19 protein-coding genes, 1 tRNA gene and 2 other annotated features are annotated in these 20,964 nt (G+C 32.7%); of the genes, 1 reads left to right on the plus strand and 19 read right to left on the minus strand.

The window, feature by feature from the left end:
- Nucleotides 1–49: 49 nt before the first annotated feature.
- From rpoC to NNC19_RS14160, 19 genes are all read right to left on the minus strand, one after another.
- The gene (gene rpoC / locus NNC19_RS14070) at nt 50–3,583 is read right to left on the minus strand and encodes a DNA-directed RNA polymerase subunit beta' (protein ID WP_310939300.1); all 3,534 of its coding nucleotides are present in this window, start codon (nt 3,581–3,583) and stop codon (nt 50–52) included.
- Between the two features lie 21 nt (nt 3,584–3,604).
- Nucleotides 3,605–7,312, minus strand: coding sequence for a DNA-directed RNA polymerase subunit beta (gene rpoB, locus NNC19_RS14075; RefSeq protein WP_310939301.1), 3,708 nt, complete (start codon nt 7,310–7,312; stop codon nt 3,605–3,607).
- Nucleotides 7,313–7,608: 296 nt separating this feature from the next.
- Nucleotides 7,609–7,974 carry a 50S ribosomal protein L7/L12 gene (rplL, locus tag NNC19_RS14080; RefSeq protein ID WP_310939302.1) on the minus strand — a complete coding sequence of 122 codons (366 nt, stop codon included), beginning with the start codon at nt 7,972–7,974 and terminating at the stop codon, nt 7,609–7,611.
- A 47-nt stretch (nt 7,975–8,021) separates the two neighbouring features.
- The gene (gene rplJ, locus NNC19_RS14085; protein ID WP_310939303.1) at nt 8,022–8,516 is read right to left on the minus strand and encodes a 50S ribosomal protein L10; all 495 of its coding nucleotides are present in this window, start codon (nt 8,514–8,516) and stop codon (nt 8,022–8,024) included.
- Between the two features lie 36 nt (nt 8,517–8,552).
- Nucleotides 8,553–8,681 (minus strand) — a sequence feature (ribosomal protein L10 leader region).
- 42 nt (nt 8,682–8,723) lie between these two features.
- Nucleotides 8,724–9,413, minus strand: coding sequence for a 50S ribosomal protein L1 (gene rplA, locus NNC19_RS14090; protein WP_310939304.1), 690 nt, complete (start codon nt 9,411–9,413; stop codon nt 8,724–8,726).
- 53 nt (nt 9,414–9,466) lie between these two features.
- Entirely contained in the window at nt 9,467–9,892 is a 426-nt protein-coding gene (gene rplK / locus NNC19_RS14095) for a 50S ribosomal protein L11 (protein WP_143318568.1), read from the minus strand.
- An 80-nt stretch (nt 9,893–9,972) separates the two neighbouring features.
- Nucleotides 9,973–10,494 carry a transcription termination/antitermination protein NusG gene (gene nusG, locus NNC19_RS14100; protein ID WP_310939336.1) on the minus strand — a complete coding sequence of 174 codons (522 nt, stop codon included), beginning with the start codon at nt 10,492–10,494 and terminating at the stop codon, nt 9,973–9,975.
- Between the two features lie 32 nt (nt 10,495–10,526).
- Nucleotides 10,527–10,757, minus strand: coding sequence for a preprotein translocase subunit SecE (gene secE, locus NNC19_RS14105; RefSeq protein ID WP_310939305.1), 231 nt, complete (start codon nt 10,755–10,757; stop codon nt 10,527–10,529).
- Nucleotides 10,758–10,808: 51 nt separating this feature from the next.
- Nucleotides 10,809–10,958, minus strand: a complete 150-nt coding sequence (gene rpmG, locus NNC19_RS14110; protein ID WP_027099171.1) for a 50S ribosomal protein L33 — start codon at nt 10,956–10,958, stop codon at nt 10,809–10,811.
- A 175-nt stretch (nt 10,959–11,133) separates the two neighbouring features.
- A complete protein-coding gene (gene tuf, locus NNC19_RS14115) occupies nt 11,134–12,327 on the minus strand; it encodes an elongation factor Tu (RefSeq protein WP_310939297.1) in 1,194 nt (397 codons plus the stop codon).
- 57 nt (nt 12,328–12,384) lie between these two features.
- Nucleotides 12,385–12,460 (minus strand) — tRNA-Thr (locus NNC19_RS14120).
- Nucleotides 12,461–12,536: 76 nt separating this feature from the next.
- Nucleotides 12,537–13,157, minus strand: coding sequence for an RNA polymerase sporulation sigma factor SigH (gene sigH, locus NNC19_RS14125; RefSeq protein WP_310939306.1), 621 nt, complete (start codon nt 13,155–13,157; stop codon nt 12,537–12,539).
- Nucleotides 13,158–13,257: 100 nt separating this feature from the next.
- Nucleotides 13,258–13,770: an NYN domain-containing protein gene (locus NNC19_RS14130; protein ID WP_310939307.1), complete on the minus strand. Its 513-nt coding sequence runs from the start codon at nt 13,768–13,770 to the stop codon at nt 13,258–13,260.
- 18 nt (nt 13,771–13,788) lie between these two features.
- Nucleotides 13,789–14,589 (minus strand): 23S rRNA (guanosine(2251)-2'-O)-methyltransferase RlmB, encoded by an 801-nt coding sequence (gene rlmB / locus NNC19_RS14135; RefSeq protein ID WP_310939308.1) that lies wholly within the window; start codon nt 14,587–14,589, stop codon nt 13,789–13,791.
- Between the two features lie 19 nt (nt 14,590–14,608).
- The gene (locus NNC19_RS14140; protein ID WP_310939309.1) at nt 14,609–15,022 is read right to left on the minus strand and encodes a ribonuclease III domain-containing protein; all 414 of its coding nucleotides are present in this window, start codon (nt 15,020–15,022) and stop codon (nt 14,609–14,611) included.
- Between the two features lie 55 nt (nt 15,023–15,077).
- Nucleotides 15,078–16,475, minus strand: a complete 1,398-nt coding sequence (cysS, locus tag NNC19_RS14145; protein ID WP_310939310.1) for a cysteine--tRNA ligase — start codon at nt 16,473–16,475, stop codon at nt 15,078–15,080.
- Between the two features lie 17 nt (nt 16,476–16,492).
- Nucleotides 16,493–18,208: a proline--tRNA ligase gene (locus NNC19_RS14150; RefSeq protein ID WP_310939311.1), complete on the minus strand. Its 1,716-nt coding sequence runs from the start codon at nt 18,206–18,208 to the stop codon at nt 16,493–16,495.
- A 56-nt stretch (nt 18,209–18,264) separates the two neighbouring features.
- Nucleotides 18,265–18,445, minus strand: a binding site (T-box leader).
- Between the two features lie 44 nt (nt 18,446–18,489).
- On the minus strand, nt 18,490–19,167 hold the full coding sequence (ispD, locus tag NNC19_RS14155) for a 2-C-methyl-D-erythritol 4-phosphate cytidylyltransferase (protein WP_310939312.1): 678 nt from the start codon (nt 19,165–19,167) through the stop codon (nt 18,490–18,492).
- A 19-nt stretch (nt 19,168–19,186) separates the two neighbouring features.
- Nucleotides 19,187–20,281, minus strand: coding sequence for a PIN/TRAM domain-containing protein (locus tag NNC19_RS14160; protein ID WP_310939313.1), 1,095 nt, complete (start codon nt 20,279–20,281; stop codon nt 19,187–19,189).
- A gap of 281 nt (nt 20,282–20,562) precedes the next feature.
- On the opposite strand from NNC19_RS14160, the gene NNC19_RS14165 reads away from it, so the two are divergent.
- Nucleotides 20,563–20,958: a DUF1573 domain-containing protein gene (locus NNC19_RS14165; protein WP_310939314.1), complete on the plus strand. Its 396-nt coding sequence runs from the start codon at nt 20,563–20,565 to the stop codon at nt 20,956–20,958.
- The last annotated feature ends 6 nt before the right edge of the window (nt 20,959–20,964 follow it).

Consider the following 20,964-nt stretch of genomic DNA (forward strand, 5'->3'; position numbering starts at 1 on the left):
TTGGTATTTTATCATTTAAGCATACACATGTCAATAAAATTGCATTATACTATTCTATCGTATTTATATACTCTTCTTCTTCGTTATTACCTTTAACATCAAGTTTCGCAGATCTATATCTCATCATACCTGTACCTGCTGGAATCAACTTACCAATAATAACATTTTCTTTCAATCCTACTAATGGATCTATCTTCCCTTTAATTGCAGCTTCTGTAAGAACTCTTGTTGTTTCTTGGAATGAAGCTGCTGATAAGAAACTATCTGTTGCTAACGCCGCTTTAGTTATTCCTAATAACGCTTGTTCTCCAATTGCTTGTTCTCCTCCGAATTCTCTAACTTTTGAATTAGCTTCTTCAAAGTCAAATATATCTATCATAGTTCCTGGTAAAAGTTCTGTATCACCAGAATCGGAAACTTTAATTTTTCTAGTCATTTGTCTAACAACAACTTCTAGATGTTTATCATTAATATCAACACCTTGAAGTCTATAAACTTTTTGAACTTCTGAAAGAAGATATCTTCTTGCTCCATCAATCCCTTTAATACTTGCTATATCATGTGGATTAACAGAACCTTCTGTAATTTCATCTCCAGCTTCAATTACATCATCATTACTAACCTTAAGTCTTGAACCAAATGGTATATCATAACTTTTTTCTTCACCATCAGCATCCATTATGTGTACAGTTCTCTTCTTCTTAGTTTCTTCAACTCTTACTGTTCCATTAATTTCACTTACAATTGCAAGCCCCTTTGGTTTTCTTGCCTCAAAAAGTTCTTCAACTCTTGGAAGACCTTGAGTTATATCAGCCCCAGCAACCCCTCCAGTATGGAATGTTCTCATTGTAAGTTGTGTTCCTGGTTCACCAATAGATTGTGCTGCAATTATTCCAACAGCTTCACCTATATTAATTTGCTTTGCTGTAGCCATATTCATTCCATAACACTTTGCACATACGCCTGTTTTACAGCTACATGTAAACACTGATCTAATTTTAACTCTCTTAATTCCAGTAGATGCAATAACTTTTGCCATATCCGCATCAACATAACTATCATTTTCTGCAATTAATTGTCCTGTTTTATCATCCTTAACATCTTCTGCTAAATATCTACCAGTTAATCTTTCTTCAAGACCTTCAATTACCTCATTACCTTCTTTAATTTCTGATACATACATTCCTTCTTTAGTACCACAATCTTCTTCTCTAACAATAACATCTTGAGAAACATCTACAAGTCTTCTTGTTAAATATCCTGAATCTGCTGTTTTCAAGGCTGTATCAGCATTACCTTTTCTCGCACCATGAGTAGATAAGAAGTATTCTGATACATCTAACCCTTCTCTAAATGATGCTCTAATAGGCAACTCAATAATCTTCCCTGACGGACTGGCCATAAGTCCTCTCATACCTGCTAATTGCTTAATTTGAGACTTAGAACCCCTGGCTCCTGAATCTGCCATCATGTATATAGGATTGAACTTATCCAAACTTTCCATCAATGCATCTGCAACATCTTCTGTTGTTTTAGTCCATTTTTCAATAACTCTTTCATATCTTTCATCATCTGATATAAATCCTCTTTTATACATCTTTTCAATCTTATCAACTGTTTCATCTGCTTCTTTTAGCAAGTCATACTTAGCTTGAGGAACTATCATATCTGATGCAGCAACAGTAACAGCTCCAACTGATGAATAATGATAACCTAACGCTTTAATTTTATCAAGCATTATTGATGTATTAGTTGGTCCATGCTTTAGATAACATTTATCTATAATTTTACCTAATGTTTTCTTAGTAACTAGGAAATCAACTTCTAAATTAAACTCATCATTAGAATTACTTCTATCAACAAATCCTAAATCTTGAGGTATTGATTCATTAAATATTATTTTACCAACAGTTGTCTTAATTATTCCTGACTTTTTAACACCATCTACAATCTTAGACACTCTAACGAATATTTCTGAATGAATATCAATCTTTTTAAGTTCATAAGCCATTATTGCTTCTTCTTTACAATAAAAATGCTTTCCTGCACCTTCTCCATTCTCTTTATCCATTGTTAAATAGTAAGACCCCAATACCATATCTTGAGTAGGTACACAAACTGGTTTACCATCAGATGGCTTCAATATATTTCCTGCTGCAAGCATTAAAAATCTTGCTTCTGCTTGCGCTTCTACTGATAATGGCAAATGTACAGCCATTTGATCTCCATCAAAGTCAGCATTATATGCAGTACACACTAATGGATGTAACTTTATAGCTCTACCTTCAACCAATACTGGTTGGAACGCCTGAATTCCCAATCTATGAAGAGTAGGAGCACGGTTAAGTAACACTGGATGGTCTGCTATTACTTCTTCAAGAACATCCCATACTGCTGGCATCAATCTTTCAACCATTCTCTTGGCACTCTTAATGTTATGAGCTACCCCATCCTCAACTAACTTCTTCATTACAAAAGGTTTAAATAACTCAATAGCCATTTCTTTTGGGAGCCCACATTGATACATTTTAAGTTCAGGTCCAACAACTATAACTGATCTTCCTGAATAGTCAACTCTTTTTCCAAGTAAATTTTGTCTAAATCTACCTTGCTTACCTTTAAGCATATCAGATAGAGACTTCAGAGCTCTGTTTCCAGGTCCTGTTACAGCCCTTCCTCTTCTACCATTATCTATAAGTGCATCAACTGCTTCTTGAAGCATTCTTTTTTCATTTCTAACAATAATATCTGGTGCACCTAAATCTAATAGCTTCTTTAATCTATTATTTCTATTTATAACTCTTCTATATAGATCATTAAGATCTGATGTGGCAAATCTACCACCATCTAATTGAACCATTGGTCTTAAATCTGGTGGAATAACTGGAATAACATCAATAATCATCCACTCCGGATTATTTCCTGATTTCTTAAACGATTCAATAACCTCAAGTCTTCTTATTATTCTAATTTTCTTTTGCCCAGTGCTTTGCTTTAAATCTTCTTTAAGTTCTATTGATTGTGCTTCTAAATCAATTTCTCCTAAAAGTTGTTTTACAGCTTCTGCACCCATTCCAGCTACAAAACTCTCTTCTCCATATTTATCAGCAGCTTCTCTAAATTCTTTTTCATTAAGAAGTTGTTTCTTTAAAAGTGGTGTTTCTTTTGGATCAATTACCACATATGAAGCAAAGTATAAAATTTTCTCTAACGCTCTTGGTGACATATCAAGAATCAATCCCATTCTTGATGGAATTCCTTTGAAATACCATATGTGAGACACAGGAGCTGCAAGTTCTATATGCCCCATTCTCTCTCTTCTTACTTTAGCTTTAGTAACTTCTACGCCACATCTGTCGCAGACGATACCCTTATATCTTACTCTTTTGTACTTACCACAGTGACATTCCCAGTCTTTCATAGGTCCAAATATTCTTTCACAGAACAAACCATCTCTTTCAGGTTTTAAGGTTCTGTAGTTAATTGTTTCCGGCTTCTTTACTTCTCCTCTAGACCATTGTCTAACTTGCCCTGGAGAAGCCAACCCAATTTGCATTGCATCAAAATTATTTAATTCAAACAAGGGTATATCCTCCCTTCAAAATTAGTGTTCGTCATTAAAATCATCAAGTACCAAATCTTCTTGTAATCCATCTAATTCAAAACTTTCCAAATCATCTTCTGAATCTGGATCAACTTCATCCTCTATTGTGTAACTATCATCAGCATCCACAATTTGTTCATTCGCAAGTTCTTCTGTACCCTCTATATTAACTTCTAATTCTTCAGAATCATCTTCTGAAAATTCCTTTAACTGAACTTCCTGGTGATTTTCATTTAAAACCCTTACATCTAAGCATAATGCTTGAAGCTCTTTAATAAGAACTTTAAATGATTCTGGTACTCCTGGTTCAGGAATATTTTCACCTTTAACTATTGCTTCATAAGTTTTAACTCTACCAACAACATCATCTGATTTAACTGTTAATATTTCTTGGAGTGTATGAGCTGCACCATATGCTTCCAATGCCCAAACTTCCATTTCCCCAAATCTTTGACCACCAAACTGAGCTTTACCTCCTAGTGGTTGTTGTGTAACCAATGAATAAGGTCCTGTTGATCTGGCATGAATCTTATCATCAACCAAGTGAGCTAGCTTTAAAATATACATTATACCAACAGTTACTTCATTATCAAATGCATCTCCAGTTCTACCATCGTATAAAACTGTTTTTCCGTGAGCATTATAACCTGCCTTTTCAAGACATTCTTCTATATCTTTTTCAGTTGCTCCATCAAATACTGGAGTTGCAATATGCCATCCTAATTGACTTGCAGCCCATCCTAAGTGAACTTCAAGAACCTGCCCAATATTCATACGAGAAGGAACCCCTAGTGGATTTAAACATATTTGTAGTGGTCTACCATCCGGTAAGAAAGGCATATCTTCTTCAGGAAGAACTCTTGAAATAACACCCTTATTACCATGACGCCCAGCCATCTTATCTCCAACTGATATCTTTCTCTTTTGAGCAATATAACATCTTACAAGCTCATTTACTCCTGGATTTAAGTCATCTCCATTTTCTCTAGTAAATACTTTAATATCTACTATTATCCCAGCTTCTCCATGTGGAACTCTTAGTGAAGTATCTCTTACTTCTCTTGCTTTTTCACCAAAAATCGCTCTTAAGAGTCTTTCTTCAGCTGTTAGTTCTGTTTCCCCCTTTGGAGTTACCTTACCAACTAGTATATCTCCAGACCTAACTTCAGCACCTATTCTAATTATTCCTCTATCATCAATATCTTTTAGTGCATCTTCACTAACATTTGGTATATCTCTTGTAATTTCTTCTGGTCCAAGTTTTGTATCTCTAGCCTCTGATTCATATTCTTCAATATGAATTGATGTAAATACATCTTCTCTTACCAGCTCTTCTGATATAAGCATAGCATCCTCATAGTTATAACCTTCCCAAGTAATGAATCCCATTCTTATATTTTTACCTAATGCGATTTCACCTAAGTCAGTTGAAGGTCCATCTGCTAGCACTTGATTCTTAAATACTATTTCCCCACTACTTACTATTGGTCTTTGATTTATAGATGTACCTGAGTTACTTCTCTTAAACTTACGAAGTCTATACGTATCTACTCCTCCATCTGAATCCCTCTTGACTCTTACTTCATTACCTGAAACATAACAAACTACCCCAGCATTTTTAGCTTTCGGAAGAACTCCTGAATCAACAGCAGCTTTAAATTCAATTCCAGTACCAACAATTGGCGCTTGAGGCTTTAACAACGGCACCGCTTGACGCTGCATGTTAGATCCCATAAGAGCTCTTGACGCATCATCATTTTCTAAGAATGGTATCATTGCTGTTGCTACAGATACAATTTGTCTTGGAGATACATCCATTAGATCAACATCTTGTGCCGGAACAACAAAAAATTCTTCCTTATTCCTAACAGTAATCTTACTATCTACAAAGTGACCATTTTCATCTATTGGTTCCTTTGCTTGAGCCACTAAAAATTGATCTTCTTCATCAGCTGTAAAATATCTTATTTTCGAAGTAACTCTCATATTTTCCTTATCAACAACTCTATATGGAGTTTCCATAAAACCATATTCATTAACCTTTGCATAAGTTGCCAACGAATTAATTAGTCCTATATTTGGTCCTTCTGGTGTCTCTATCGGACACATTCTACCATAATGTGAATGGTGAACATCTCTAACTTCAAAACCAGCTCTTTCTCTAGATAATCCTCCTGGCCCTAGAGCAGATAATCTTCTCTTGTGTGTTAACTCTGAAAGCGGATTAGTCTGATCCATGAATTGTGATAATTGTGAGCTCCCAAAAAATTCTTTAATAGCAGCTGCTACTGGTCTTATATTTATTAACATCTGTGGAGTGATTGATTCTTGATCTTGAATAGTCATTCTTTCTTTAACTACTCTTTCCATTCTAGATAAACCTATTCTGAATTGATTTTGAAGTAACTCTCCAACTGACCTTAATCTTCTATTTCCTAAATGGTCAATATCATCAACATACCCAATATCATACACAAGACCTATTTCATATGATATAGTTGCAAATATATCTTCTTTGATTATATGTTTAGGTATCAACCTTGTTATATTCTTCTTTATCTCTTCCTTGATTGTATCTTCATCAGTAAAGTTATCAAGTATTTCTTTTAATGTAGGATAATGAACTAGTTCTTTTATGTGTAAATCAGAAATATCAAAGTTAATATACTTATGTATATCTACAAAATGATTTCCTATTACTTTTAGAACTTTATCTTCAACTAAAATATCAACTGTATTAATACCAGCATTTTGAATTTTTTCCGCTACTAACCTACTAATTTTTCCACCTTTTTCTACCAAGATTTCCCCAGTAGAAGGGTTTATTATATCACTTGCTGCAATTTGATTTGCTATTCTTAAGTTTAAAGCAAGTTTCTTATTAAATTTGTATCTTCCTACTCTTGATAAATCATATCTTTTTGCATCAAAGAATAATGAATCAATCAAAGATATAGCGCTATCAACCGTTGGTGGTTCCCCTGGTCTTAATCTTTTATATATTTCTAATAGTGCTTCTTCTTTAGTCTTTGTATTATCCTTTTCTATTGTAGCTTTAAATCTCTCATCTTCACCAAAGTAGTCAAGCAACTCTTGATCATTTCCAAATCCCATAGCTCTTGCAAGTATAGTTATCGGAAGCTTTCTTGTCTTATCAATTCTAACATATATAATATCGTTAGAATCTGTTTCATACTCCAACCAGGCTCCTCTATTTGGTATTACTGTTGCTGAAAACAACTTTTTACCACTTTTATCTCTACTACTACTATAATATACTCCTGGAGATCTTACTAATTGGCTTACTATAACTCTTTCAGCTCCATTAATAACAAAAGTTCCTTGTTCAGTCATCAATGGGAAATCTCCCATAAATACTTCTTGTTCCTTTATTTCTCCCGTTTCTTCATTCTGTAATCTTACAGAAACCTTTAATGGTGCAGCATAAGTAGCATCACGCTCTTTACACTCTTCAACTGAATACTTAATATTTTCCATATCAAGCTTATAGTCAATAAATTCTAGCATTAGATTTCCTGTGAAATTGCTTATAGGATTTACATCATCAAAAACTTCATGAAGTCCTTCCCTTAAAAACCATTCATAAGAATCCAATTGCACTTCAATTAAGTTTGGCATTTCAGTTACATCTTTAACTTTAGCAAAACTCATTCTTGTTCTTTTTCCAACTTGGACAGGATGTACCATGATTTTTCACCCCTTGTATAAACTAAAATAACCAAAAACACACTATCCCTAAGGACTTGTGCTTTCGGAGAGCATCATCATTTTAGTATAACCAACTATTTCATTAGTTATACTTCTTTTTCCATTTTTATATACTTATCCATATTGAACAGTACATTGAAATATGGTAACACAACATAAAAACATTGTCAATATTTTTAAGAAAAAAAATCCGTTTTTTAATTTTCCCATAGACTTCTAAATAGGCAATAAAAAAGGTGCTATATTAGCACCTTTTTATGTTATAAGTAAAAATATTACTTAACTTCTACTTCTGCTCCAACTTCTGCTAATTTAGCTTTAATATCTTCAGCTTCTTCCTTAGCAACAGCTTCTTTTAATGTCTTAGGAGCTCCATCAACTATTTCCTTAGCTTCCTTTAATCCTAAACCAGTTAATTCTCTAACAACTTTAATAACCTTAATTTTGCTAGCACCAGCACTAGTTAATACTACATCAAATTCTGTCTTTTCCTCAGCTGCACCACCTGCAACTGCACCACCTGCAACTGCTACAGGAGCAGCAGCACTTACTCCAAATTCCTCTTCGCAAGCTTTTACTAATTCATTTAATTCTAAAACGCTCATTTCTTTTATAGCTTGAATGATATCTTCTCTTGTCATTTTAATTGCACCTCCAAATTTACTTAACAATCATTTTATTTTTTAGCTTATTCAGCTTCTTTTTGATCTTTTATTGCACTTAATAAGTATGCAAGGTTTGATAATGGAGCCTTGATACTTCCAAGAAGTTTCGCAATAAGAACTTCTTTTGATGGTATTGAAGCAAGTTGTACAACCTTATCTGTATCATAGACTTCACCTTCAACAATACCAGCTTTCAATTCAAGTTTCTTGTGATCTTTTGCAAAATCATTAAGAAGTCTTGCTGCAGCTGTAGCATCTTCATATCCAAAAGCTATAGCCACTGGCCCTTCTAAATATGTTTCCAAACCATTAATTCCCAATTCATTTGCTGCTAATGTAACCAAAGTGTTTTTATACACCTTATATTCTACACCATTTTCTCTTAAAGACTTTCTTAATTGAGTATCTTCTTCAACAGTAAGTCCTTGATAGTCCGCAAGAATAACAGCTTGAGCCTTTTCTAACTTTCCCTTAATTTCAGCAACTTTTGCTTCTTTAATTTGTCTGTTCTTGTTCATTACTGTGTGTCCACCTCCTCACAGTTTTTAACTGCTTTATATATTAATAAAGGTCTTCCCGTAGACAAAGGAAGACCTATAATAATCATTATACGCTACCTCGGTAGGTTGTTATACGTTACGCTTTTATGCACCTACTGTCTACGGAATTATTATTCTTTTTAACAACGAATTAAATTATATCACTTTACTTTACACAAGTCAATATTAATCTAAAACTTTTGTTGGATTAATTTTTGCTCCAGGCCCCATTGTGCTTGAAACAGTTACCGATTTAACATATTGTCCTTTAGCAGCAGCTGGTTTTGCTTTTATTAAAGCTTCCATTAATGCATGAAAGTTTTCTTTTAGCTTTTCTGAACCAAATGATTTTTTACCAATTGGGCAGTGAACTATAGAAGTTTTATCCACTCTATATTCAACTTTACCAGCTTTAATTTCTGCTATAGCTTTAGCAACATCAAACGTTACTGTACCTGACTTTGGATTTGGCATTAAACCTTTAGGTCCTAAAACTCTACCGATTCTACCAACAACACCCATCATATCTGGAGTTGCAACAACTACATCAAAGTCAAACCAGTTTTCTGACTGAATCTTTTGAACCAAATCTTCAGCTCCAACATAATCTGCTCCTGCAGCTTCCGCTTCTTTAGCTTTATCACCTTTAGCGAATACTAATACTCTTACAGTCTTACCTGTTCCATTTGGTAAAACAACAGCTCCTCTAACTTGTTGATCTGCATGCCTTGGATCTACCCCAAGTCTTACATGTAGTTCGATAGTTTCATCAAAATTAGCTTTTGCAGTCTTTACACTTAATTCTAAAGCTTCTGCTGGATTGTATAAAGTATTCTTATCTATTAACTTTGCACTTTCAACATATTTCTTTCCCATTAATAAGCCTCCTTTGTGGTAATAACGGTCTTGACCTCCCACGATTTTATGAATTACTCTTCAATAGTTACGCCCATACTTCTTGCTGTTCCTTCGATCATGCTCATAGCAGTTTCAATTGTTGCAGCATTTAAGTCTGGCATTTTTAATTCTGCGATCTTCTTAACTTGATCCTTAGTTAACTTACCAACTTTAGTTCTGTTAGGCACTCCTGAACCACTTTCTAATCCTAATTCCTTCTTGATTAGAACTGCAGCTGGAGGAGTCTTTAATATGAAACTAAAAGATCTATCTTGGTATACTGTAATTACTACCGGTATTATTAATCCCGCTTGATTTGCAGTCTTAGCATTAAACTCCTTACAGAATCCCATTATGTTCACCCCATGTTGACCCAATGCTGGTCCAACTGGTGGTGCTGGTGTTGCTTTACCCGCAGCAAGTTGAAGTTTGATCATTCCAGTTACTTTCTTAGCCATTGTTATTCCTCCTATACTGTGGTGATTACGGACTTTAAAGTCCTCCCACTTAATTAAAAACCAGTTATATAATATAATTATTAAACTAATTTATCAACTTGATTAAAGTCTAGTTCAGCTAGAGTTTCTCTACCGAACATATCCACTGACGCCTTAATTTTACGTTTTTCAAGGTTAATCTCTTGCACTATTGCAACAAACTCCCTTAAAGGTCCCGAAATCACTCTAACGCTTTCCCCTACCTCTAAGTCTACATCTTCAGGAAGTTCTACAACCCCCATAGATTCAATCTCTTCATCGGTAAGAGGAACCGGCTTAGATCCAGGCCCAACAAACCCTGTCACTCCTCTAGTATTTCTTACAACATACCAAGATTCGTCTGACATAAACATTTTAACCAACACATATCCTGGAAATTTTTTCTTTAAAGTGACTTTTTGTTTACCATCTTTTTCTTCAATTACTTCTTCCATAGGAACTTGAAGATCTAACAATAAATCTTGAAGATTTCTATTTTCTACAATCTTCTCAATACTAGCCTTAACTTTGTTTTCATATCCTGAATATGTATGTACTACATACCATCTTGCTCTTTCACTCATATTTGTCTGGTGAAATTCCACCTAAACCTCCCTTACTTAAGTTTCAAAATCACTTCAAAGAGGTTTTGAAAAATATAATCGAATCCGCCAACCATAATTATATAAATTATGGAGACTACAGCAACAGCAATAAATGCTTTTTTGGTTTCTTTGTTAGTAGGCCAAGTTATTCTTTTCACTTCTGCCTTCATTTCTCTAAAAAATTTCAATATTCCGCCTTTTTTAGCGTTACTCTCAATTTTTGCACTACTGTTTACAGCCATTTCTCTCACATCCTTAAATTTAGTAAGTCTGTGTCTCTACTCAATCGCCAATTATTTTGTTTCTCTATGAAGAGTGTGCTTCTTACAAAATTTACAATACTTCTGCATTTCCATTCTGTCTGGGTTGTTCTTTTTATTCTTCATTGAGTTATAATTTCTTTGTTTACACTCTGTGCATGCTAAAGTTATCTTTACTCTCACGGGTCTGCACCTCCAGTTATTCATATATATTTAAGAGACAATACTCTTAACACTTCAACTAATTACGTAATTGTGAGTTACTTTTCCACATTAACATAAAAGTCACATACTGTCAATATGTTGTCTCTTTTCAAAGGACTAGGCATCAATACCCAGTCCTTAAAAATCAAGTAAATTATTCCACTATGCTAGTAACAACACCTGATCCTACTGTTCTTCCACCTTCTCTTATAGCAAATCTTAATCCTTCATCCATTGCTACTTGAGTTATTAATTCAACATTCATATCTATGTGATCTCCTGGCATTACCATTTCCATTCCTTCTGGTAACTTAATTGATCCTGTTACGTCTGTTGTTCTGAAATAGAATTGTGGTCTATATCCATCAAAGAATGGTGTATGTCTTCCACCTTCTTCTTTTTTAAGTACGTATACTTGACCTACGAACTTGCTATGTGGGTGTACTGATCCTGGCTTAGAGATTACTTGACCTCTTTCAATATCAGTTCTTTGTACACCTCTTAATAATGCTCCTATGTTATCCCCTGCTTGAGCATCATCTAGTAACTTTCTGAACATTTCTATTCCTGTTACTACTACCTTCTTCTTTTCTTCACTTAATCCTACGATTTCTACTTCGTCTCCTACGTGAAGAATTCCTCTTTCTACTCTTCCAGTCGCAACTGTTCCTCTACCTGTGATAGTGAATACATCTTCGATTGGCATTAAGAAAGGCTTATCTGTTGCTCTTTCTGGAGTTGGGATATAGCTATCTACTGCATCCATTAGTTCCATTATACATTTTGTTGCTTCTTCATCTGTTGGGTTTTCTAATGCTTTTAATGCTGATCCTGTTACTACCGGAATATCATCTCCTGGGAAGTTGTATTCGCTTAATAATTCTCTAACTTCCATTTCTACTAATTCTAATAATTCTGGATCATCTACCATATCTGCTTTGTTTAAGAATACTACGATATAGTCAACACCAACTCTTGATGCTAGTAGTATATGTTCTCTTGTTTGAGGCATTGGTCCATCTGCTGCTGAACATACTAGGATTGCTCCATCCATTTGTGCTGCTCCTGTAATCATGTTCTTAACATAGTCAGCATGTCCTGGACAGTCAACGTGCGCATAGTGTCTGTTATCTGTTTGATATTCAACATGTGCTGTGTTGATTGTAATTCCTCTTTCTTTCTCTTCTGGTGCTTTATCTATTGATGCATAATCAAATGCTTCAGCATACCCTTTCTTTGCTAATACTGTTGTAATAGCTGCTGTTAATGTTGTCTTACCGTGGTCTACGTGACCAATTGTTCCAATATTTACGTGTGGTTTACTTCTTTCGAATTTTTCCTTTGCCATTGTAAAATTCCTCCTTCTATTTGTTGATAAACTTTGCCTAGCGTTTTGTTTAAATTTTGGAGCTCACGATCGGGATTGAACCGACGACCTCCGCCTTACCAAGGCGACGCTCTACCGACTGAGCTACGTGAGCACTCGTATATTAATTTTTTCTCAATATACCAATTATAAAGTTTACTATCAATCATTTTATTTGTCAATAAAAAATACTACTTTAAATCTAAGCATTTCTCCAATTTTCTTTTAACTCTTTGCAATGCATTATCTATAGATTTTGCATGTCTATCCAAATCACATGCAATTTCTTGATATGACTTCCCATCTAAATAGGACGTAAGCACTTCTAGTTCTAGTTCTGATAACACCTTGGCAATTTCACTTTCTATATGCTCCATCTGTTCTTGACTTATTATTAACTCTTCAGGATTAGTTATTTTAAATCCAGCAAGCACATCTAATAAGGTTCTTTCAGACTCTTCTTCATATATAGGTTTGTTAAGTGAAACATATGTATTTAAAGGTATGTGTTTTTGCCTAGTTGCAGTTTTGATAGCTGTAATAATTTGTCTTGTCACACATAGCTCAGCAAAAGCCCTAAACGATGTAAGTTTATCAGGTTTAAAGTCTCTTATAGCCTTATATAACCCTATCATTCCTTCTTGATATATATCCTCTTTATCTGCACCTATTAAGAAGTAAGATTTAGCCTTTGCTTTAACAAAATTCTCATACTTTGTAATAAGATATTCTTGAGCTCTAGCATTCCCATCTTTAGCTTCCAATACAATTTCTTCATCTAATTTTTCTTCAAATTCCGAATAATTACCCATTGAATATCTCTTATCGTACACTGCTCCCCCTCCGAACTATGTCAATTACAATCTAAATTATACTCTACCTAAATCTCTCAAGTCAAACTATTTCAACTATTCACTTGCTTCTACGAATTTTTTCAAGCTTTTGTACTATATCCCCATCTAAATTGTCTTGCAAATGATTTTTGTTTAATATCCCATCCTTTGATGTTCGTTTCCTTATTCTATGTTCTGTAGACATAACTTCATTATAAAATTCTAAGGATGCAATCCTAACAGCACCTCTTTGAAATATAGTTTGTTGTTCTAACCAATCTGAAGTAACAACATAAACCTCATATCTTCTACCTAAATTATGGACCTCTCTCTCTATATAACTATCTGCCGTTTCTCCATCCTTTGTAAAGATTATAGATAGATTTTTATTTACATTTTCCTTATTTTCAATATTTCCTGCAACCTTATGCCCATCAAATACCACTATAATTTTTGAGTCATTATACGATCCATAATTATGCAATATATTAATCAATTTTAACCTTCGCCCATCAAAGCTATCATTTTTTCCTTCTTTTAGATTAGGCCAACTATTTAAGACATTATATCCATCTATAAAAAATATCTTCATGGAGTCCCCCTTTTGAATTTACTTCAATCTTCCCTTTAGTATTTCATACATAATTATACCACCAGCAACAGATGCATTTAAAGAGTTAATCTTGCCCACCATAGGTATTTTAATTAGTTTGTCACACTTTTTCAAAGTTAATTTCGAAATACCTCTTCCTTCACTTCCTATGATAATTGCACAAGGGCCTGAAAAGTCTACTTCATAACTATATTCTTCTCCAGTTATATCCGCTCCATACACCCATATACCGCTTTCTTTAAGCTCTTCAATAGCCGCATTAATATTAGTAACCTTTGACACCTTTACATGTTCTATAGCCCCAACAGATGACTTATATACTGTTGCTGTAACACCTACATTCCTTCTCTTTGGAATTATTATTCCATGAACTCCACATAACTCTGCAGTTCTTATTATCGATCCTAGATTATGAGGATCTTCAATTTCATCTAAAATCACTATAAATGGTGCTTCTCCTTTTTTCTTTGCATATTCTAATATATCATTAACTTCACAATACTCATATGAAGTTACTCTTGCAATAACACCTTGATGAACAGCTCCATCACTCATTAAATCCAACTTTTTTCTATCAACCTCTTTAATTACTAGCTTCTTCTCTTTTGCTATTTTAAGTATTGTATTGATTGATCCTTCCATAGAACCTTTGTATACATAAATACACTCTATAGTTCTATTTCCTTTGACAACTTCCATAACTGCATTTCTTCCAATAATTAAATCTTCTCTTTCTTCTCGATCATCTCTTTTTTTAAGATTTCCTCTTATATGTTTTTCCTTTACTTTCTTATCCACAAAAGTACCTCCTACCATGCTATATATCTATACTTATACTCTTTTCTAATATAAATTTTAATCTATCACTATCTCCAATTAAATATAGGTAACCTATTAAAGCTTCAAATCCCGTTGCAACTCTATAATCTCTAACATTAGCATTCTTAGGTACTGTAGCTGATTTTGCATTTCTACCTCTTTTAAATATATACCCTTCTTCTTCTGTTAGTGTATCCTCTATTTCATGCATTATTAAAGATTGACTTTTAGCCTTTACAAAACTTATAGCTTTTACATGCATTTTATGCGCTGATAAACTTGTATTTGAAGATAATATATAATTTCTTATAAAAACCTCATATACCCCATCTCCAATCAGTGCTAGTTGGAGTGGATTAAATTGCTTTGCCTCATCTCTTGAAAATTCTCTAACTCTTAAATCATCTAACATTTTATTCTCCTCTAAATAAGGGTTGCAAAACTTTGCAACCCTTAAAATGTTTTTGTTAAACTTTTTTCCACCTTACACCTTGAGGGGTATCTTCTAATACAATTCCTCTAGCTTTTAAATCATCTCTAATCTTATCTGCTAATGCAAAGTTCTTATCTTTCCTAGCTTGCTGTCTTTGTTCTATTAATTCTTCTATTTCATCTTCTATACTTACTTTGGTCGTATTTTGAAGTATTCCTAAAGGCTTTCCTAATTCTCTTATTAATTCTAAAGCCTTAATTATTAATTCTTTTGATGAATCTATTGAAACATTAGTATTTATATCCTTTGATAACTCAAATAATACAGTTATTGCATCTGCAGTATTAAAATCATCATCCATCTTTTCAATATATTTTTCTCTATACTTATCTAAAGATTCAAGATATTTTGCTTCTTCATCACTTATCTTTTCTATATATACTTCTTCCAAAAGATTTTCTAATATTCCAATTGTATTGTATAACCTTTCTATGGAAGCCTTAGCTGAATCAAGTAAGTCTTTACTAAAATTAATTTGTATTCTATAGTGAGCTAATAACATGAAAAATCTAATTACATCTGCATCATATTCTTTTAACACATCTCTAGCAGTAAAAAAATTATTTAAAGACTTAGACATTTTTCTATTGTCAACATTTATATATGCAGAATGCATCCAATAATTAGCAAATGTTTTCCCTGTTAATGCTTCACTTTGTGCAATTTCATTTTCATGATGTGGAAAAGATAAATCCATTCCACCAGCATGAATATCTATTGTATCACCTAATATTTTTTTAGCCATACACGAGCATTCTATATGCCATCCTGGTCTTCCTGCTCCCCAAGGACTTTTCCAAGCTGGTTCTCCTGGTTTTTGTGCTTTCCAGATTGCAAAATCCATCGGATCCCTTTTACGTTCATCTACGCTTATTCTTGCTCCTGCTTGTAAATCGTCCAAATTTTGTCCTGATAATTTTCCATATGATTCAAACTTCTTTGTATTAAAATATACATCACCATCAACTTCATATGCATATCCTTTTTCAATCAATTCACTTACAAATTTAATTATTTCATCAATATAATCTGTAGCTCTTGGATTAACTGTAGCTCTTTCTATATTTAAGGCATCTGCATCCTTGTAGTATTCATCAATATACCTATCTCCAACCTCTTTTACTGAAGTACTCTCATCATTTGCTTTATTAATCATCTTATCATCTATATCAGTAAAATTTTGCACAAAGTCTACCTTGTATCCTCTATATTCAAAATATCTTCTTATGGTATCAAATACGATAAATGTTCTACCATTGCCTATATGAAAAAAGTTATATACAGTAGGCCCACATACATACATCTTCACTTCACCAGGTGTTATAGTCTTAAATTCTTCTTTTTTTCTGGTTAGAGTATTATATATTTTCACTAAACATCCCTCCTAAACTATTTTATTTTTAGGTTGCTTTTTTCAAATTCTACTTTAACTCTTTCACAAACATCTTCAATATTAATTATTTCATTATCCTGACATGTTCTTACTCTAAATTCTACTGTTCCTTCAGTAACCTTCTTACCCACTGTCACTCTCATTGGAATTCCTATTAGCTCTGTATCTTTAAATTTAACTCCTGCTCTTTCATTTCTATCATCCATTACTACTTGTATTCCTAATTCTTTTAACGAATTATATATATTTTCTGCAACTTTCATTTGCTCTTCATCTTTTACATTAACAGGAATTACTGATACATGATATGGCGCTATTGACAATGGCCATATAATTCCGTTTTCATCATTGTGCTGTTCAATAACAGATGCCATTGTTCTTGTTATACCTATTCCATAACATCCCATTATAAAAGGTTTTTCTTTTCCATTTTCATCTATAAACTTAGCATTCATAGATTCAGAATACTTAGTTCCAAGTTTAAATATATGACCAACTTCTGTTCCTCTTGAAATAGTTACTTCTTTACCACATACAGGACACTTTTCTCCTTCTGTTATATTTCTATAATCTCCAATTTCACCTGAAAAATCTCTTTCATAATTAACATTTTCAAGATGGTACCCAGTTTCGTTTGCTCCTACAATAAAATTATACATCTTAGTAACTTCTTCATCTACAAGTATTCTTGAAACTTTTAATCCTATTGGTCCTGCAAAACCAACTGCTGCAGAAGTTGCTCCTGAAACCTCTTCTGCTGTAGCCATATTTAGATTTATTACACCACCAAGCGCATTAGTAACCTTTACTTCATTTACTTCTCTATCTCCTCTAACCATAACTGCTACTATTTTATCATCAGCATTAAAAATTAAAGTTTTTACAAATTTCTTTTCTGTTGTATTAAAAAACTTTACTAATTCCTCAATAGTTCTAGTATTTGGAGTTTCAACCTTATTAACTTCTTTAGAAACTTCCTTTTCAGCCTCCTCTGGAGTAGATGGTGCTTTTTCTATGTTAGCTGCATAATCACAATGATTGCAAAAAACAACATCATCTTCACCAACTTCTGATTTAACCATAAATTCAGCTGAATTAGCTCCACCTATAGCACCAGAATCTGCCTCTACACATTTTGCATCAAGACCACATCTATTAAATATTTTAACATATGCATCATGCATATCATTAAATGATTTATCTAATCCTTCTTCATCTTTATCAAAGCTATAAGCATCCTTCATAACAAATTCTCTGCTTCTCATAACTCCAAATCTTGGTCTTCTTTCATCTCTATACTTTGTTTGTATTTGATATAAATTAACTGGTAGTTGCTTATATGATTTTATTTCATTTCTAGCAATATCAGTAAATACTTCTTCATGTGTAGGCCCTAAACAAAAATCTCTATTATTTCTATCTTTTAATCTGAACATTTCTGCTCCATATGCATCCCATCTACCTGATTCTTGCCACAATTCTGCTGGCAACATTGCAGATGCCAAAAATTCTTGCGCTCCTGCATTATTCATTTCTTCCCTAACTATATCTTGTATATTCTTCAACACCCTCAATCCTAAAGGCATATAATTATATACTCCTGATGCCATTTTTCTCATAAGGCCAGCTCTTAACATAAGTTTATGACTTGCTATTTCAGCCTCTGCTGGAACTTCTCTCAATGTTGACACTAACATTTTTGACATTTTCATATTAGAACATCCTCTCTAAATATTATATTTTTCAATAAAAAAAATTCACCCTAATTAATTAGGGCGAATTTTACTCGCGGTACCACCTAAATTTGTTCTCTAAATAATGTTAACGGTTTTAAACCGATAGTTTTTAACTATAGTTCAGAAGCAGGTTCAAAATCTATTGAAAATCTTTCAGCCTAGGACTTTCTCTCTGCAAAGGTGATTCTTACTATTCTTCCTCATAACTTTTACTCATAAAAATTTTATTAATATTATATCCTCTTGGTATTTCAATGTCAATATTGCTTTAATATATACTCTGCTAATAGTAAATCTTCTGGAGTTGTTATCTTTATATTTTCATATTCTCCATCATAAAGATATACTTTATATCCATAGTTTTCAACTACCATAGTATCATCGGTTACTATAATTTTATCTTTTTTCACCTTTTCATGACATTCCTTTATAATCTCAAATTTAAAAACTTGAGGAGTTTGTACGGATACTAACTCCGCCCTATTAAGAGTTTCTTTAGCGAAAGATTTTTCTCCTTTAATCTTTATTGTATCTTTCGGCATAACCCCTGAAGCTGCTGCTCCATATTTAATAGCATATTCTATCCCTTTATTAATTATCTCTTTAGAAGTAAAAGGCCTTGCGCCATCATGAATCAACACAATATCAGTTTTTTTTAACGATTTCAATCCATTATAAACTGAATCTTGCCTCTCCTTACCACCTTCTACTATATTATTAACTTTTAAAGAATACTTATCCAACACTTCTTTTTTACAATACTCAATTTCATCTTTAGGAAGTACTAGCACTATCTCATCTATTTGATTACACTCTAAAAATCTTTTTATTGTATAATATAAAATAGGTTTCCCATTTATATGAATAAATTGTTTACTTATATCTTTACCTATTCGTTTTCCTCTTCCACCTGCTAAAATTATTGCAGAAACCATTGTTTTATTCTCCTTGTCTTTAACTTTCTTTAGGTTTAGCAAAAATCATCCTTCCTGCAGCAGTTTGAAGAACTGATGTAACTATTACATCTATTCTTTCGCCAATAAGCTTCTTACCATTTTCAACAACAATCATTGTACCATCATCTAAATATGCTATTCCTTGACTTGATTCTTTTCCATCCTTAACTACATCAACGGTCATTTCTTCACCAGGTATAACTACAGGCTTTATTGCATTTGATAATTCATTTATATTTAGTACTGGTACTCCTTGAACTTCTGCTACTTTATTTAAATTATAGTCATTTGTTATAACTTTTCCATTTAAATTTTGTGCAAGTTTCAAAAGTTTACTATCAACTTCTGCAATCTTTGGAAAATCACCTTCCCATATTTGTGTCTCTATAGTTAATTCTTTTTGAATCTTGTTTAATATATCTAAGCCTCTTCTTCCTCTTGTTCTTTTCAATGAATCTGATGAATCCGAAATATGTCGTAATTCATCCAAAACAAAATTAGGAATCACTAATGGCCCTTCTATAAAACCAGTTTCACATATATCAAATATTCTACCATCTATTATTACTGATGTATCTAACACTTTTGGAATTGCTTTAACAGTATTTTTTGACTTTTTCTCCTTTGTTGTGCTACTTTTCTTTAAATTTAAAAGTATATTATTAATATCATTTTTCTTCTTAATCATAATATCCATTCCAATTATCGCCACTATAATATTTAACAATATAACTGCTAATGGCCCAAGAACTCTATGAATGGATAATAATGGTTTAGATAATATACTAGTTATAATTAATGCAATTAATGCACCTACAGCTCCATATAGTATTTCACTTATTGTCAATTTTTGTATATTTTTTTCTACATATTCAATAAGTTCTGCTATAGCTGTATAAATTCTTGGAGATAACAAATAAAGAATAATACCGAATATCAAAGAAATAAGAATTAAAAATAGAATTCCTCCATAGGAATCTGAAAAAAATCCTAATTTTTGTACTGAAGAAACAGATAGAATAGCTGCTCCAATTACATAACCTGTTATTAATCCAGCTATTGAAAAAATCCCTCTTGTTAATTTTTTTAACATTTCTTCACCTCCCTATATAATTATTGACATTTTTCTTACAATAAATCAATTAACATAATATTTAATCCAATTTTATTATAACATACTGAATTTAAGTCTCAAATCAATAATTAATAAATTCAGATTTTTTTAATTTTTTACCCCCTATGAATTTTACAAATCCTTGTTTATTATAATATAGTAATGACATAAAACTTAAACCGTATATTTTCAGTAAAGTATTTTTATTACTGTAATATAGCTACAATCACATCTTTAAAAATACAGAGGAGTTGATACTCATGAAGGATATAATTTTTGATGAATTTCAAAATTCAGTAAACGAATCATTACTTAGACACAAAAGTATTGTGGACTTAATGTCAAAATATACTGAATCCAGTGCAAGAGTAAATAGAGCTATTGCTAAAGCTGTTACAAACTGTGGTTGTATTAAAATTAATGCAGCAAAACAACACTTATTAGAAGAAAACTCCATAGAATATATATCTGATTGTTTAAATACACACGTTGAAGGTAAGTTATGTGATAATTGTCGTGAAGTAATTGAACGAGAGATGGGAAACAATTTATTTTATTTAACCTCACTTTGCAATGATTTGGACATTAGCTTATATGATATATTAATAAAGGAACAGGATAAAATTAATACTTTAGGTAAATTTACATTTAGATAATCAAGA

This window comes from Clostridium sp. SHJSY1 (assembly GCF_031626875.1).
GTDB lineage: Bacteria > Bacillota > Clostridia > Clostridiales > Clostridiaceae > Clostridium.

Excerpts from the sequence above, each read along its gene's own strand:
- rpoB (WP_310939301.1), bottom strand. The coding sequence starts at position 7,312 with ATGGTACATCCTGTCCAAGTTGGAAAAAGAACAAGAATGAGTTTTGCT.
- rplL (WP_310939302.1), bottom strand. The coding sequence starts at position 7,974 with ATGACAAGAGAAGATATCATTCAAGCTATAAAAGAAATGAGCGTTTTA.
- rplJ (WP_310939303.1), bottom strand. The coding sequence starts at position 8,516 with ATGAACAAGAACAGACAAATTAAAGAAGCAAAAGTTGCTGAAATTAAG.
- rplA (WP_310939304.1), bottom strand. The coding sequence starts at position 9,413 with ATGGGAAAGAAATATGTTGAAAGTGCAAAGTTAATAGATAAGAATACT.
- rplK (WP_143318568.1), bottom strand. The coding sequence starts at position 9,892 with ATGGCTAAGAAAGTAACTGGAATGATCAAACTTCAACTTGCTGCGGGT.
- nusG (WP_310939336.1), bottom strand. The coding sequence starts at position 10,494 with ATGAGTGAAAGAGCAAGATGGTATGTAGTACATACATATTCAGGATAT.
- secE (WP_310939305.1), bottom strand. The coding sequence starts at position 10,757 with ATGGCTGTAAACAGTAGTGCAAAAATTGAGAGTAACGCTAAAAAAGGC.
- tuf (WP_310939297.1), bottom strand. The coding sequence starts at position 12,327 with ATGGCAAAGGAAAAATTCGAAAGAAGTAAACCACACGTAAATATTGGA.
- sigH (WP_310939306.1), bottom strand. The coding sequence starts at position 13,157 with ATGGGTAATTATTCGGAATTTGAAGAAAAATTAGATGAAGAAATTGTA.
- NNC19_RS14130 (WP_310939307.1), bottom strand. The coding sequence starts at position 13,770 with ATGAAGATATTTTTTATAGATGGATATAATGTCTTAAATAGTTGGCCT.
- NNC19_RS14140 (WP_310939309.1), bottom strand. The coding sequence starts at position 15,022 with ATGTTAGATGATTTAAGAGTTAGAGAATTTTCAAGAGATGAGGCAAAG.
- NNC19_RS14150 (WP_310939311.1), bottom strand. The coding sequence starts at position 18,208 with ATGAAAATGTCAAAAATGTTAGTGTCAACATTGAGAGAAGTTCCAGCA.
- ispD (WP_310939312.1), bottom strand. The coding sequence starts at position 19,167 with ATGGTTTCTGCAATAATTTTAGCAGGTGGAAGAGGAAAACGAATAGGT.
- NNC19_RS14160 (WP_310939313.1), bottom strand. The coding sequence starts at position 20,281 with ATGTTAAAAAAATTAACAAGAGGGATTTTTTCAATAGCTGGATTAATA.
- NNC19_RS14165 (WP_310939314.1), top strand. The coding sequence starts at position 20,563 with ATGAAGGATATAATTTTTGATGAATTTCAAAATTCAGTAAACGAATCA.